Origin of the sequence: Aquidulcibacter paucihalophilus (genome assembly GCF_002105465.1) — a bacterium.
Taxonomy (GTDB): domain Bacteria; phylum Pseudomonadota; class Alphaproteobacteria; order Caulobacterales; family Aquidulcibacteraceae; genus Aquidulcibacter; species Aquidulcibacter paucihalophilus.
Window position 1 is genome coordinate 1 of the sequence record NZ_NCSQ01000015.1, and the last position, 13,291, is coordinate 13,291.

13 protein-coding genes are annotated in these 13,291 nt (G+C 57.6%); 2 read left to right on the top strand and 11 right to left on the bottom strand.

Annotation, left to right across the window (positions count from 1 at the left end; all coding sequences use genetic code 11):
- Positions 1-399: 399 nt before the first annotated feature.
- From B7364_RS01040 to B7364_RS01065, 6 genes are all read right to left on the bottom strand, one after another.
- A complete protein-coding gene (locus B7364_RS01040; protein WP_085338090.1) occupies positions 400-1,713 on the bottom strand; it encodes a serine hydrolase domain-containing protein in 1,314 nt (437 codons plus the stop codon).
- Positions 1,714-1,755: 42 nt separating this feature from the next.
- Complete coding sequence (locus B7364_RS01045; RefSeq protein WP_085338091.1) at positions 1,756-2,505, bottom strand: pseudouridine synthase; 750 nt, start codon at positions 2,503-2,505, stop codon at positions 1,756-1,758.
- Positions 2,502-3,410, bottom strand: coding sequence for a class I SAM-dependent methyltransferase (locus B7364_RS01050; protein WP_085338092.1), 909 nt, complete (start codon positions 3,408-3,410; stop codon positions 2,502-2,504). The genes B7364_RS01045 and B7364_RS01050 overlap by 4 nt, the downstream gene beginning before the upstream one ends.
- A 71-nt stretch (positions 3,411-3,481) precedes the next feature.
- Complete coding sequence (fliE, locus tag B7364_RS01055) at positions 3,482-3,790, bottom strand: flagellar hook-basal body complex protein FliE (protein ID WP_085338093.1); 309 nt, start codon at positions 3,788-3,790, stop codon at positions 3,482-3,484.
- Between the two features lie 28 nt (positions 3,791-3,818).
- A complete protein-coding gene (flgC, locus tag B7364_RS01060) occupies positions 3,819-4,232 on the bottom strand; it encodes a flagellar basal body rod protein FlgC (protein ID WP_085338094.1) in 414 nt (137 codons plus the stop codon).
- An 11-nt stretch (positions 4,233-4,243) separates the two neighbouring features.
- Positions 4,244-4,687, bottom strand: a complete 444-nt coding sequence (locus B7364_RS01065) for a hypothetical protein (RefSeq protein ID WP_085338116.1) — start codon at positions 4,685-4,687, stop codon at positions 4,244-4,246.
- Between the two features lie 179 nt (positions 4,688-4,866).
- Between B7364_RS01065 and B7364_RS01070 the strand changes: the two genes are divergently transcribed.
- Both B7364_RS01070 and fliP read left to right on the top strand, forming a co-directional pair.
- The gene (locus B7364_RS01070) at positions 4,867-5,193 is read left to right on the top strand and encodes a flagellar biosynthetic protein FliO (RefSeq protein WP_157893402.1); all 327 of its coding nucleotides are present in this window, start codon (positions 4,867-4,869) and stop codon (positions 5,191-5,193) included.
- Positions 5,194-5,291: 98 nt separating this feature from the next.
- Positions 5,292-6,008 carry a flagellar type III secretion system pore protein FliP gene (gene fliP, locus B7364_RS01075; RefSeq protein WP_106407529.1) on the top strand — a complete coding sequence of 239 codons (717 nt, stop codon included), beginning with the start codon at positions 5,292-5,294 and terminating at the stop codon, positions 6,006-6,008.
- Here the strand turns inward: fliP and B7364_RS01080 are convergent.
- The 5 genes from B7364_RS01080 to B7364_RS01100 all read right to left on the bottom strand — a co-directional run bounded on the left by B7364_RS01080 (position 6,005) and on the right by B7364_RS01100 (position 13,104).
- On the bottom strand, positions 6,005-9,775 hold the full coding sequence (locus B7364_RS01080; protein WP_085338096.1) for a tetratricopeptide repeat protein: 3,771 nt from the start codon (positions 9,773-9,775) through the stop codon (positions 6,005-6,007). The genes fliP and B7364_RS01080 overlap by 4 nt on opposite strands.
- A 140-nt stretch (positions 9,776-9,915) precedes the next feature.
- Positions 9,916-10,893: a MotE family protein gene (locus B7364_RS01085; protein ID WP_157893403.1), complete on the bottom strand. Its 978-nt coding sequence runs from the start codon at positions 10,891-10,893 to the stop codon at positions 9,916-9,918.
- On the bottom strand, positions 10,890-11,324 hold the full coding sequence (locus tag B7364_RS01090) for a DUF6468 domain-containing protein (RefSeq protein WP_085338098.1): 435 nt from the start codon (positions 11,322-11,324) through the stop codon (positions 10,890-10,892). The genes B7364_RS01085 and B7364_RS01090 overlap by 4 nt, the downstream gene beginning before the upstream one ends.
- Positions 11,321-12,460 carry a flagellar motor switch protein FliM gene (gene fliM / locus B7364_RS01095; protein WP_085338099.1) on the bottom strand — a complete coding sequence of 380 codons (1,140 nt, stop codon included), beginning with the start codon at positions 12,458-12,460 and terminating at the stop codon, positions 11,321-11,323. The genes B7364_RS01090 and fliM overlap by 4 nt, the downstream gene beginning before the upstream one ends.
- Entirely contained in the window at positions 12,460-13,104 is a 645-nt protein-coding gene (locus tag B7364_RS01100; protein WP_085338100.1) for a flagellar basal body-associated FliL family protein, read from the bottom strand. Before B7364_RS01100 ends, fliM begins: the two co-directional genes overlap by 1 nt.
- Between the last annotated feature and the right edge of the window lie 187 nt (positions 13,105-13,291).

The following is a 13,291-nucleotide window of genomic DNA, read 5'->3' on the forward strand; positions in this document are numbered from 1 at the left end:
CAAAGCGCTTCTAGACAAAAAACTTTCCCCGCCCCCTCAATACCATCCCCGCCGGAACGAAGCGCAGAGCGGGGACCCGGTCACGCACGTGCGACACGAGATCCCGGATCGGCTCACGCCGTCCGGGATGACACCGTGAAAAAGGATTTTATCTGGAAGGCTTTGGGGCAGGCTGTGCCTGCCCCAAAGGCCAAACTCACTTGTTGGTGGACCATGGGGGTCACCAAAGCGCTTCTAGACAAAAAACTCTCCCCGCCCCCTCAATGCCATCCCCGCCGGAAGGAAGTGGCAAGCGAGGACCGCCGCGAGATTGCGTCATAAGGTCTGGGACGTGGCCCGCGCCATCCGGTTTGAGCGCCCTTTAGGAAATCCCGCCTCAAGCGTGCAGACAAAGCCCCTTTACCTGCCCGCCAGTTTTGTTGTCAAAGCGCCAAAGGCTGCATCATGGATGGCGGCGGTAAACAGGTTAGATAAGACGGGGTGACTGCCAAAGCGGACGATGACGATCTGGTTTTTAGGATCGATATAGACACGCTGGCCTGCCACACCGAACAGATTAAAGCTTTGATTGGCGTCGTGGCTGATCCAGAATTGGCTGCGATACGACCAGCTGAGACGGGCCGAAATGGGGTTTGAAGCCCGAAACGCAGCATTATCGCCGCCGGCCTTGATCTTTTGGACGACCGCTGCCGGGATGATTTGCTGGCCATTGAAGCGGCCGTCTTGGCGCAACATTTCGCCCAAGCGGGCCAGGTCTCGGGCCGTAACATTGAGGCCTGCTGCAGCAATTTCTTGGCCAGCTGGATCAATCGCCCAAGTTGCATCATGTTCAACGCCCAACTTCTTCCAAACCCGTTCGGAGACGAGGCTTGCAAGGCTTTGCCCGCTGGCCCGAACAATCACCCAGCCCAAGGCATCGGTTGCCGCAGAGCGATAACGGAATGGCCCACCAGATTCTGCAAAGCGGGTTTTAAGTGTCGGGAGCGCTTCGTAAACGCCCTTAGGGGCTGGTAAATTGGTCGGGCCCCAGCCCCAAGCCAACGCATAGCGGTGAATTTCAGCATTGGGATTGGCATAGTTTTCGTCAAAGCTGACCCCATCGCGCATATCCATCAGATCGCGCACGGTTGCTGTTTCCCAAGCCGAGCCTGCAAGCTCTGGCACATAGGTCGTAACTTTAGCGGTTTCGTCCAATTTGCCATCATGGATCAAAAGCTCTGCCATCAGACCAACAAATGACTTTGTGACTGAAAACAGCAAATGTTGGCTTTCAGACCTCATGCCATTGGCATAACGCTCATAAACGATCTTGCCCTTATGTAAGACGAGCATGGCATCGGTATGGGTTTCGGCTTCAAATTGCGACCAACTGATCGTCTTGCCATCGGGGGCCTGAAAGGTCAGGCCATCGAGCGATAGGGGCTGGCTGGGCAAGGGACTAACAGGGCCACCCCGGGCAACACTGCGGGTTGGAAACAATTCGCGCACATGCTGATAGCTCCAGCCTGTGTAGGGATAAGCAAGGGCGTTGTCGCGGGTGACGCGCTTATCAGCTGGTGCCGGAAAGCCAACATTATAGCCGGACTTTTGCCAATCTAACCGAGGCTGGGGGGGCGGTGGCGTGGTTGGCGCTTGGGCCAAGGCTGCCCCGGCCGTCAAAGTGCCCGCAAAAGCGAGTGATGCGCAGAGCGCTTTCCTAAATTTCTGGGTCATGGCAGGCCTCCCCTTTTTGTTTATTGTCTTTCGATGGTGATCTTACTTGGCTGGAACCGCAAATAGTTTTGCAACATCTGCCGCGGTCATCAGCCGCAAACTGCCGGCCATTAGACCTTCTGGCAGGCTCAAAGCGCCAATCTGGTCGCGGTGAAGGGCTGTGACGTGGTTGCCCAGAGCAGCAAACATACGCCGTACCTGATGATAGCGGCCTTCATGCACGGTCAAATAAGCCGTACGCTCGCCCGTTATCTCAAGCTCTGCGGGCAAAAGCGGCTTGGTCTCGCCGTCGAGCATGAGACCTCCTGCCGCAAAAATGGCCGCCTCTGTGCCTTTGAGCGGGCGATCAAGCGTGACGACATAGCGCTTGGGCACATGGTGCTTGGGCGAGATGATTTTGTGCAACAGGTCGCCATCATCGGTCATGAGGATGAGGCCAGAGGTCTCTTTATCGAGCCGCCCCACGGTAGATAAAGCGGGGTCGCGCGCCCGCCATCGGTCAGGCAAGAGGTCATAAATGAGCGTGCCCGCCTCTTTGCGCGAACAGGTCACACCCAAAGGCTTATGCACCATGATGACCATGCCGGGTAAGGGATCAAGCCTTTTGCCGCGGATGAGCAGGCGGGATGGCAGATCTGCGTCTAGCCGCACTCGGGTGGCCTCGTCGCGCACCGCTTCACCATCCAAGCTGATCCAACCCGCTTTGGTCATCAGAGCAATATCACGCCGCGAGCCATAGCCCATATTGGCGAGCAAACGGTCGAGACGGGCAGTCTGTACCGGTCGGCTCATCGGATCGCCTGATAGACTTTAAAGCCTTGCGCCTCGTTTTTCAGCGTGAAGCTGGCAAAGCGGGCCTTTAAGGCGGCCTCATAGGGCAGATGGCGGTTGGCAGTAAGCCAGAGTGCGCCACCGGGGCGCAAAGCCTCTGCCGCTCGCGCAATCATGGCTACACCCAAGCCCTGATCCTCGATGCCAGCGCGGTGGAAGGGTGGGTTCATCACGATGGCGTCGAACAGTTGCTCGCCCGCCCCTTCGGCAACCAGATCGACCCAGACGGTGGAAAAGCGCGGATCGACAATCGCCTTATGGGCGGCTGCAATCGCGCGCCGATCGAGATCAAAGGCCGTTACAGCCGTAACCTGCGCGCTTTGGAGCACCTGGCGCGACAGCACCCCTGCCCCGCAGCCAAAATCGGCAATTTGGCCCGCCAGTGCGGGCAATACGTCGAGCAAAGCTTGGGTCCCCGCATCCATGCGGTCCCAGCTGAAGAGGCCCGGCTGGCCCCAAATGCCGAGATCAGGCAAGGGACGCAACTCTCCCTCGGCCAAGGCTTCGTCAATATGTCGTAAGGTTTCAGGCCGCGTACCTTGGCAGATGCGGTGGTGGCGCTTGGGCTGATCAGAAACCATGATACCAAAAGCCAGCAAATCTTTCGCAAGACGCGTACCGCCCTTATCCTTTGGGGCAAGGATCGTCAAAGGCGCGCCGGGGGCCAAAGCACGCAGGGCAAGGGCAATCTCATGGCGGCGTTCAATCGTATTGGCCGGTGCGCGCATCACAAGGCCGCCATAAGTGCCTTCTTTAAGGGCGTCCAAGCGAGCGGCACCTGGATGAACAGGGGAAACCTGCACGCCATCGTGCGGCACCTCGACCAGCCCAACGGGAATATCGCCATAGATCAAACTTCTGCTCATCAGCCTGATCTGAGCCAGATTGGATAGAGATACAAGTTCGCCACACAGGTTGGATGGCGCGCAAATGGAAGTTAGATCGGCATCCGCATGATTTCCTGATAGGCTTGGATCGCCTGATCACGGAAGGCCAGCATGGTTTCCATTTGCACTTCGGCAGCGGCGACAGCGGTTACCACATCGACCATTTCGGCTTTGCCTGTCACCGCCTGAGCGGCTTGGGTTTCAGCGGCTTTGGTTGCCTCCACAGTGGAGGAGACTTGTTGGGCCAGCATGGCCGAAAAGTTGAAATTGGTATTTGCAACGGCAGGGCCCGTATTGGGGGCAACGCCGCCAGCGGCAGCACCATAAGCTTTGGCGGCAAGAAGGGCAGCTGAATTCATGGCTCAGGTTTCTCCTGAAAAGGCCTGCTTAGCGGCGTAACAGATCAAGCGTGCGCGACATCATCGCTCGCGCGCTTTCAACGACATTGAGGTTGGCTTCATAGGCACGCTGAGCCTCCCGCATATCGAGGCTTTCAATCAGCGTGTTGACGTTTGGCAATTTCACATAGCCCTCGGCATTGGCGCCGGGGTGGGTTGGGTCATAGCGCAAACGGAAGTCAGACGTATCACGCTGGACCTTGGTCATTTTCACTTCCGTGGTCCCATTTTCGCGATTGAGCACCTGACCAAACACACTGACTTTGCGCTGATAGGGGTCGGCCCCGGGATTGGGTGCCGTGGAATTGGCGTTGGCAATGTTCTCCGCAATCACCTTCATCCGCGCGGTTTGGGCGCGAAGACCGGAAGCAGCAACATTGAGCGCAGCATTCATATCTGACATGGCTTATCTTCCTATTGCGGCTTGCGCGATGCCAAGCGCATCAATTGCAAACCCTTTTGATAGAGGCCCAAGGCCGCGTCATAATTCATGCGCGTATCGGCCACTTTGATCATTTGTTCTTCCAAGACCACCGCATTGCCATCAAGGGTAACTTCGCTGTCGGGCGATTTGATGGCCTTGCCGGTCCCAGCAGCGGGTGCGCCACCATCCATATGCCCTACCCGTGTTGCCGCCATTTTGACCGGGGCAAGCGGGGCAGCACCTGCCAGACCATTTCGGGCTTGGGGCATCTGGCGGGCAATCGCATCCGCAAAGGCGCGATTGTCCAAATCGCGCGGCACATATTTGGGCGTCGAGGCATTGGCGACGTTCTCGGCCAAGAGCTTCTGACGTTCATTCAGAAAGCCCATACGTTCGCGCAGAACGTTAAAAAATGGCGTGTCTGTGATGCCCATGACGTGATCCTTGCGATTCTTCGCACCTGTAATGATGAAGTGATCATGGTTAAGCACTGATTAAGAACCATGAAGGCATCTTGTTAACCTTTGATTAACCGGAGCGGGCGACGCGGGATCATGCGGGCAAAAATGCGCGCGAACTGGGTGGTGTGGCATCTAGGATAGAGGGCTGGCCAATGGAACTTTTCTTGGACATGGTGCGGGCACTGGCGGCCTTGTCAGTCACCCTCGGCCTGTTACTGGGCGCTGCGTGGCTTGCCCGCCGCTATGGCCTGATGCAAGGCCAAATGCCAAGCCTTACCAAGGGCCGCCTGAAATTGGTTGAGCAAATGTGGCTGGATGCCGGGCGGACTCGTGCCATCCTGATCCGGTGCGACGATCAGGAACATCTGGTTTTGGTCTCGCCCACGGGCGCAAGCACCATCAGCTCCAAACCCATCCATCCAGAAACCGACTTTCCTGCTCCGTCCGCCGCCCCTTCAGCCTCAGGCCATGTGTCATGACGTCAAAAGCCCCGAAAAAAGCCGCGACCGCTCAAACTCAGTCTCGGGCCGAACTCAAACAGCTTCTCAAGCGCTGGCTCCTCATTTTTATATGTGCGATGGGGGCCTCGATGTTTGGGGTGGCTACAGCCATGGCCCAGTCTATCAATCTAGATCTTGGAAGTGGGACAGGTCTCACCGAGCGCGTGGTTCAGACAGTTGCGCTGATCACGGTTTTATCGCTTGCCCCGTCGGTCGTGATCATGACGACAAGCTTTGTACGCATCGTGGTGGTTTTATCACTTTTGCGCACGGCGATTGGCCTGCAACAGGCACCGCCGAATGCGGTCATGGTCTCGCTGGCCTTGTTCTTGACCGCCTTTATCATGCAGCCGACCTTTGAACGGTCCTGGAATGAGGGCATTGCCCCCCTGACCAAACAAGAAGTCACGATGGAACAAGCCTGGCCCCGCGCGACCGAACCTTTAAAGCAATTCATGCTGGCCCAGACGCGGGAAAAGGATTTGGAGCTGTTCATCCGCCTCGCCCGCATCCCAACACCACAAAATGCGCAAGCTTTGCCGATGCGCGTGGTGACTCCGGCCTTTATGATTTCCGAATTGCGCCGCGCTTTTGAGATCGGCTTCTTGCTGTTTGTGCCGTTTTTGGTGATTGATCTGGTTGTCGCATCGCTTTTGATGGCGATGGGTATGATGATGTTGCCACCAATCGTGGTGTCGCTGCCGTTTAAGCTAATCTTCTTCGTGCTTGTCGATGGCTGGCGCTTGGTAGCTGAAAGCCTTGTGCAAAGCTTTCGGGCTGTTCCGCCGGGTTAGCGACCAACTGCGGGAGCTGGTGGGGGATCACGCGGCGCGTCGACGCCCGTGCGGGCTGCAGGTCGGGCCGGAGCTTTCGCTTGGTTTTGCGCCGTTCTGGCGGCGGCATTGGCCGGGCGGGCGGGTGCGCGCTGCGGCGCGGTAGCCACGGCAGGGCTGCGTTGTGGCGGCAAGCTTGGCCGCACATCCGGCAGAAGGGGGGCTGCTTCCTTCGGGGCGGCGTCTGGCTGCAGCGCTTTCGGCAAGACAGACATGAGAGCTGCGCCTAAACGCCCTGTTGGATTGCCATCGGTGGGACCTAAGGCGCGGGCGGCTTGGGCGGTATCGGCTTCGGTAGGTGCTTCAATCCGGTTCAAACGATCCCGCAGGCGGCGCATCAGCCCATCATAAGGTGAGCCCCCAGTCGCGATTTTGACCGCTGACTGGAGTGCTGCGCTTGAGGGAATAGCGGTATCCGTCACCACTTTAAAGGCTTCGGCATAGGCACTCTTGCTCATGGCAGGCCCATGGGTGCGCACCAGACCGCGATTAAAACCATCCTCGCGCGCCATGGCTTGGGCGACGGCGACGCGCAGCACTTCACCGGCTTCTTCGGGGGACAAATTGGGCCGTGCGGGCGGCAAGGACGCTCTGGCATTCGCAGCCGCATTGGGCCAATCGCCAGCGCGCATGTAGATTTCGGTCCGTACCCGCGCCGCATCTGGAGAATCGTCAAACTCAATGGTTTCCAGCGCATGATCCTTACGGCCAAGCTCTGCCAAGCTTGCGGCCTCAATTAGGCGACGTTGCTCATTGAGGGGCTCTGGCAGAAGCGATACGCGGCTGTTCCAGATCGCGCGCAGCGCTTCTTCAGGGCGGCGGTCCATCAGATAAAGGGCGGCCAAATCGGTTGCAACTTGTGCTTTCGAAAAGCCTTCTAAGCGCTTGTCGACTTGGTGCTGCAACAATTGGGTGGCTTGGGGCAAGAGGTCGAGCGCGACCAAACGCTCGGCCAAGCCACGCACCATGCGGTCGCCATCTGGGCCGATGGGGGCGAGGTTGCGGAAGTCATAGAAGAGCGCCAAGGCTTGGATCGGGTCCATACCGTCCGCACCGCCCTCTAGGAACAGGAACTTGAATTGTTGGAACAAATCATCGCGCAGGCGACGAGCCGCTGGCAAATCAGGCCGCAAAGTCGACGCACTGGCCATTGTGGTCAGGCCAGAGCGAATATCGCCTGCTTGAATATAAAGCCCGCCCAAGCGCCGCAGAATATCCAATTCCAGATCGTCGCCGCGCCACGTATAGCGCAGAGCATCAAGCGCCTTGATCGATTCAATGGGAGAGATTTTCCCACTCGACTCGCCCAAATTGGCCTTCTCATAGGCAGCGCGCGCAGCGATTTCGCGATCTGGGGCGGTTGCCAGTTTGGTCAGCGCCACCAAAGCTTCGTTGACGCGCCCCGTCGCCCCCATCGCACGGGCCGACAAAAGGGCAGCCTTTAATTGGGTTAGACCTTCTTGCGCCTCACGCTGGGCGCTGTTGGCCGTCATCATTGCCAACGCGCCATCGCCTAATTCAAGCGCGGCATTGCCGTTGGCGATATTGAAACGGGCGCGATACTCCGACTCAAAATTTTGTAAGGCGGTTTTGCCCCGCTCAAATCGGACACGGGCTTCGGCTGGATTACCGCTCATTTGCGCCGCCAAGCCTGCCCACAATTGCGCGGCCGGGTCTTCGGCGATCTCGGGCTCACTCAATAATTCAAGCGCGGCTTTGCCATGCCCGCCCATAAGGGTGGCAATGCCCTCTAGAGCCAGAAGCTCTGGTGAACGTTCAAGAGCAGGAACATCGGACCGCAATTGGCGGATTACGCCCGACGCTTCAGGCCCCAGATCCCAAGCAATCAGAAAGCGCGCTAAGTCTAATCGCGCGGTGATCTTATTGTTGGTATCGCCTAATTCCAACGCAGCCTTGCGACGCAATTTATTGAGGTTAGTGGTGAAATCGGCTTTGGGGCCCAATTGCCACGATTTAAAATCAATAAAGCCAGGGGCTGTTGCAGGACCCGCTTCCATGTCTTCAGAGCCAACAAGGCCTGACAACGCCATGCCGTTTGGTCGAACCAGCACAAAGCCATCGACATCGCGGCGCAATTCAAAATCATCGGTCCGCGGGGCCACCACAAGGCCATGATAGGTCTCAGGCAGCACTGCTTCCAAATAGGAGCGCTGTGTGCCCAGACTGCTGACTGGGCCAAGCGCAAGGCCAACCAAAAGCGTGTCGCCCACTTCAGGGTCAGTCACCATCCCAGTCGCTGCCCCATCAGGAACAAGCGCCTTCACGCGCGATGTCCCGTCTAGAGCCTGTTCGCGGACCAGTCCAACCGACCGGGATGCAGGTTGGCGTTGCGGTGAGAGAACCAGTTTCCACTTCGGCCCGATAGAAGTTGGGACGGCTTGGACTTCAGGCGGGGCAACAATGCGCACACCCGATACACCTTCCCCGCGCACTTTTTCCATGCGGGTTACAAATTTGCCGCTTGGAACCCGCCCGATATCCACTTCCGCAGATGTGGCAAAGAGGGCATAGATGGAATCGCCACGGCGATACATGACAGCCGGGGCAGGCGCTTCAAACGCGAATTCCAGTTGCAGTTCTTTGCCGACCATCGCGCTGCTCATCCGAACCCGACCGGATGGGGCAGGATCTGGGCGCTGGGTCAAAACGGCCTCGGCATCCATTTCGCTGGCTGCAGCTTGCGCGCCATTATCTAAGGACGGAGAGGCTTCTATGCCTTCGGCCTTCGGGGCCGCCTTGGGTGCAGCTGTGCTTGCTACAGATTTTGCTGCTGGTGACCCGATTTTGTCGCCAGCTTCTTGCCGCAAAGCCTCAATCGTATCTGGATTTGCCCCTTCCGGCAGAATGTCGATTACGATCGAATTGCCATCACGGCTGTGGCGCACCACGCTGCCCGGGGCTACATCGAGTAGGAAAGAGGAATCCGTGGCGGAATTATAGCGTGCCGCGTCTTCAACCCGCGCCGGTGGGCGGTTACGAATGGCGGCCGTGTCAAAGGCAAACTTGCCGGGCAAGGCAATGGCCAAGCGGTCGCCCCGACGGGCATAGCCATGGGCTGGAAGCGGGAATTGATTGCCCACGCGCGACAGACGCAATCGGGTAAATTCCTTGGCTTCGAACACATCCACTTGAATACGAGGCGCGCCAACCGGGGCAGCTCCATTGATCATCTTTTTGGGTGTACCAGAACCCTCTTCACCTCCGCCCTCGCCGGCTTTGGCTTGGGTATCGGCGGACGCAACGGCTTTGGGTTCGCCATCATAGGGCGGAGGTGCCTCGGCATTCGACAGAACAAAGTCAAAGGCCTGCACATTCCCGACCCGACTGGTTACCACCCGCGTCGGCTGCAACAGCGCGACACGTATGGTGCGCTTATCGGAACTGAGGGCGGCTGAGGCGACAAAGTCTGGCGCGCCGGATGCATAGGCACTGGGGTCTGCTTCAATCGCACGTGGCAAGCGGAGCATCGCCAAGCCATTGTTGGGCGTAGCAACCACAGTGGCGGAAAGATTGCTGCCGGCGGGCCAAGCAATCAAAAGGCGCGCATAGGTCGCATCTTGGCTGGCTGACAGCTTCACCCCTTTCAGCCCCTGTAGGGCAGCGGGGGCATTACCAGCGGCTGGGGCGGCATTTTGGCCATAGGCCATCGGCGGTGACGCAAGCGCCACGCAGACAACATAAGCAAGTAACCGACGCAATTTGGCCATCTGGTCTCTAAGTCAGATCTCTTATTCCCGCTGCTAAGCCACGTCTGGCCCAGTTTCGGGGGAAATCCGCTTATGCCTGAATCCGGTTAAGTTCCCCTTACCAGTGCTGGCTGGTTCGCAGAAGCAAAAGCGCCTTCAGATTAGGCCTTTGGGCGCTGTGCTGGATCGGCAGGGGCCTGACCACTTGCTGCTTTTGCAGCAGGCTGTGGGGTCGAGGGATTACTGGGGGCCTTTGGCGTTGGGGCACGCGGCGTTGTCGGTCCTGCCCCGGCTGGCCCTGTGCCCTTGGCATCTAAAGCCGCATTGGCAGCTGCAGACCCTCTTGGTGCTGAATTACCCTTTGGCTGATTAGTTACTGCAGCTTGCTGACCCGGGGCCCTGGCAGGCGCGGCTTTGGCAGCAGGTGCTTTCGGTGCGGGTGCGGGGGTTGCGGGCGCGCCAGCGTTTTGCGGAGCGGCTGGCGGATTGCCCGCCATCACCGGCAAGGCTGGGGCATCAATTTCAGCCAAACGCCGGGTCACTTCGCGAGCTCGCTCTGGCGACATTTTCGCCAAAATCAGCGAGAGCGGCTGCTCCTTCATTTTTTGGGCAATTTTCAATAGAACTTCGGTGTCTAAGCCTTCCCAAACAGCGGCAGCATCCTTGGGTTTCATCTTTTCATAGACCCGAACCAGCGAGGTAATGCGCTGAGATTCTAAATCATCCACTTGGCCCAATAGCTTCTGAAGATTACCTTCTACGGCCTTGAGCGCCGCCATTCTTTCTTGAATTTTAGCGTCCGTTGTCGCCAAAAGGTTTTCGCGGGTCACTATATCGCGCTCGCGCGTGTCCAACGTCTGGCGGCGCTCTTGCAAGGTTTGCAGCAAGCGGAATTCAGCCGCACTAATGCCGGCTTCTTTGGCCAAATCGACGGGTAAGCACATGGGCGGGCCTGCTTTTGGGGCCGCCGCAGCCGCGCCCTCTGCTGCAGGCGCTGCAGGGGCAGCAGCTTCCTTCTTGGCAGGCTCTCCTGCAGCCATCGCATTGGTGGCATCAAATGCAACGCGGCCGACTTGTGCCAAGCCGACCACGCCTAAACCTAAAGCCAAAGCCGTCAAAGGCCGAAGCTTAAACTTCATCTCAAACCACCCCATGTTTCAGTCAGCGGACGGGCGCGCCGTGCCAAGCGGAAATCGTCTTCTAATTCTTCTTCATCCCACCGCAGATCACGGGATTGGCGGGTGGGTGCAGGTTCAGCCACAGGGGCTGGCTTGACTTCGACTGCGCGCGCAGTCGTCACCAAAAATGTCAAGGCCTCAGCCGAAGCGCGCGCTTCTTCGATGCTGCGCTGGAGATCTTCGCCAGCGGCTTGCGAAACCGACTTGAGAGCCGCAACAGAGGCTTCCGCCCGGCCCACTGCCAAGGCCAGCTCTGCAGCCGCAGCCGCCACGCCGTCCTTGCCCTCGCGAAGGGCTGTAATCTTGCGGTCCAGACGGATGCACAATACAGCAACACCCAGCATGGCGACGGCCAACATGACTTGCGCAATCGGGATATAAAGGTCGGTCATTGGTTCATCAGCTCCCGTCTTGCCGAGTTTGTGAGTGGCCCATCCAGACACAAAGCAATCGCGCGGCCCATCTTGCCCATGCGCCCTTTGGTCAAAGCAATCTGACCGCAACGTAATTCCACACTGCCATCTGGGGGTTGGTTCAAGAACACGGTTTCACCGACCTTCAAGTTCAACAAGCGGCCCAAAGGCACCGGTAATTCATCGAGGACGGCTTCAACCTGCATGTCCGTCGACCAAAGTTCGGTAGCCAAGTGGCCTTCCCAAATATTGTCCCGACCAAATTTCTCACCCATGAATTGCTGGATGAGCATTTTACGAATTGGCTCAAGGGTTGCATAAGGAAGAAGAAGCTCTACCCGCCCGCCCCGGTCTTCCATGTCGATCCGCATCTTGATCATAATGGCGGCGTTGGCGGGCCGCGCGATTGCAGCAAAGCGCGGGTTGGTCTCAATTCGGTCGAGCGAGAAATCGACTTGCTTCAGCGGCTCAAAGGCGGCCTGCATATCTTGCAGGATCACCTCGATCATGCGCGTAACCAGCATGCGCTCAATCGTGGTATAGGGACGGCCTTCAATCCGCATGGCCGTCGTGCCCCGACGACCCCCCAAGAGAACGTCCACAATCGAGTAAATCAGATTGGAATCAACGGTCATTAAGCCGTAATTGTCCAATTGCTCTGCCCGGAAAACCGCCAAAATGGCGGGCAGAGGAATGGAGTTAAGATAATCACCAAAGCGGATCGACGAAATATGATCTAGCGAGACCTCGACGTTATCAGAGGTAAAATTCCGCAGGCTGGTGGTCATCAAACGCACCAAGCGGTCGAAGACAATTTCCAACATCGGCAGACGTTCGTAAGAAACCAGCGCGGAGTTAATGATCCCGCGTATGCCGTTTTTCTCATCGCTATCGTCATCGCCAAGGTCAAAACCCAAAAGCGAGTCGATTTCGTCTTGGTTTAGAACCCGCTCAGCACCTATGGCAGAGGCAGAAATGGTTTTGCCGGTTTCCCCACCGACCATCGCCTCCCATTCGGCGGCAAAAGCATCATCGCCACCACCGCCGCCGCCATCACCCATGGCCTCTGCTTCCCAAGCAGCCGCCATTGCATCTTGATCGAGATCATCTGCCATTATTGGACCAACATTTCTTCGATGAGCACGGCATCGACTTGGGCAGGGGCAATCGCCAAATTGACCCGCTTAAGAAGTTCAAGTTGCAAACGGGAATAACCGGCCGAGCCTGCAATATCTTCCATCCGAAGCTCACGCAGGAAACCGGTATATTGATCAAGAATCCGAGGCAGCAGCGGCTCAATTGCTGCGGCGGTTTCCATATCTTTTGCCTGCAGGGTGAGACGAAGCTTCAAATAGGCCGGACGGGAATCTGCGGTGGCAATGTTTACAATCAATTCTGGCAAAGTCATGAAACCCTCGCCATTGGGACCCTCAGCCAGCTTAACGCCGCCCTCACCGTCCTTCTTCTCGCCACCCTTTTCGTCCTTGCCCTTTTCCTTCTTCTTCTCGTCTTTTTTCTTTTTCTCCTCCTCCTTGCCCTTTTCGCCATTCGCGTCGGCTACTGCCGCCGGCTTTTTGGCAAATACAAGAAAATAGGCCGCAGCCCCGCCACCGCCCAACAGCAGGATGGCAGGCAAAACGATGAAGAGGATCAGCTGTTTACCAGCAAGCTTCTTCTTGCCACCACCGCCTTCTTCACCCTCGGCACCATCGGCACCCTCAGGAGGAGCTTCACCCTTTTTCTCTTTTTTTCCGGCCATCAGATTCTCTCACAGGCTTAAACGGGCACCGACTCAAAGGGCGCACTTGGGCAGTGTTGCACCTGGGGAGTTAAGCCAATCGTGGTTAATGAAATGTCACCAAATCTTAACCAGGCGGCAAAAACTGCCGAGAGAAGGGTCGAAAAGGCCCTGTCTGGACATTTTTTCACGGCATCATCTGCCGCAA

Coding starts and splice junctions, on each gene's coding strand:
- B7364_RS01040 (WP_085338090.1), bottom strand. CDS start 1,713: ATGACCCAGAAATTTAGGAAAGCGCTCTGCGCATCACTCGCTTTTGCG.
- B7364_RS01045 (WP_085338091.1), bottom strand. CDS start 2,505: ATGAGCCGACCGGTACAGACTGCCCGTCTCGACCGTTTGCTCGCCAAT.
- B7364_RS01050 (WP_085338092.1), bottom strand. CDS start 3,410: ATGAGCAGAAGTTTGATCTATGGCGATATTCCCGTTGGGCTGGTCGAG.
- fliE (WP_085338093.1), bottom strand. CDS start 3,790: ATGAATTCAGCTGCCCTTCTTGCCGCCAAAGCTTATGGTGCTGCCGCT.
- flgC (WP_085338094.1), bottom strand. CDS start 4,232: ATGTCAGATATGAATGCTGCGCTCAATGTTGCTGCTTCCGGTCTTCGC.
- B7364_RS01065 (WP_085338116.1), bottom strand. CDS start 4,687: ATGGGCATCACAGACACGCCATTTTTTAACGTTCTGCGCGAACGTATG.
- B7364_RS01070 (WP_157893402.1), top strand. CDS start 4,867: ATGGAACTTTTCTTGGACATGGTGCGGGCACTGGCGGCCTTGTCAGTC.
- fliP (WP_106407529.1), top strand. CDS start 5,292: ATGGGGGCCTCGATGTTTGGGGTGGCTACAGCCATGGCCCAGTCTATC.
- B7364_RS01080 (WP_085338096.1), bottom strand. CDS start 9,775: ATGGCCAAATTGCGTCGGTTACTTGCTTATGTTGTCTGCGTGGCGCTT.
- B7364_RS01085 (WP_157893403.1), bottom strand. CDS start 10,893: ATGAAGTTTAAGCTTCGGCCTTTGACGGCTTTGGCTTTAGGTTTAGGC.
- B7364_RS01090 (WP_085338098.1), bottom strand. CDS start 11,324: ATGACCGACCTTTATATCCCGATTGCGCAAGTCATGTTGGCCGTCGCC.
- fliM (WP_085338099.1), bottom strand. CDS start 12,460: ATGGCAGATGATCTCGATCAAGATGCAATGGCGGCTGCTTGGGAAGCA.
- B7364_RS01100 (WP_085338100.1), bottom strand. CDS start 13,104: ATGGCCGGAAAAAAAGAGAAAAAGGGTGAAGCTCCTCCTGAGGGTGCC.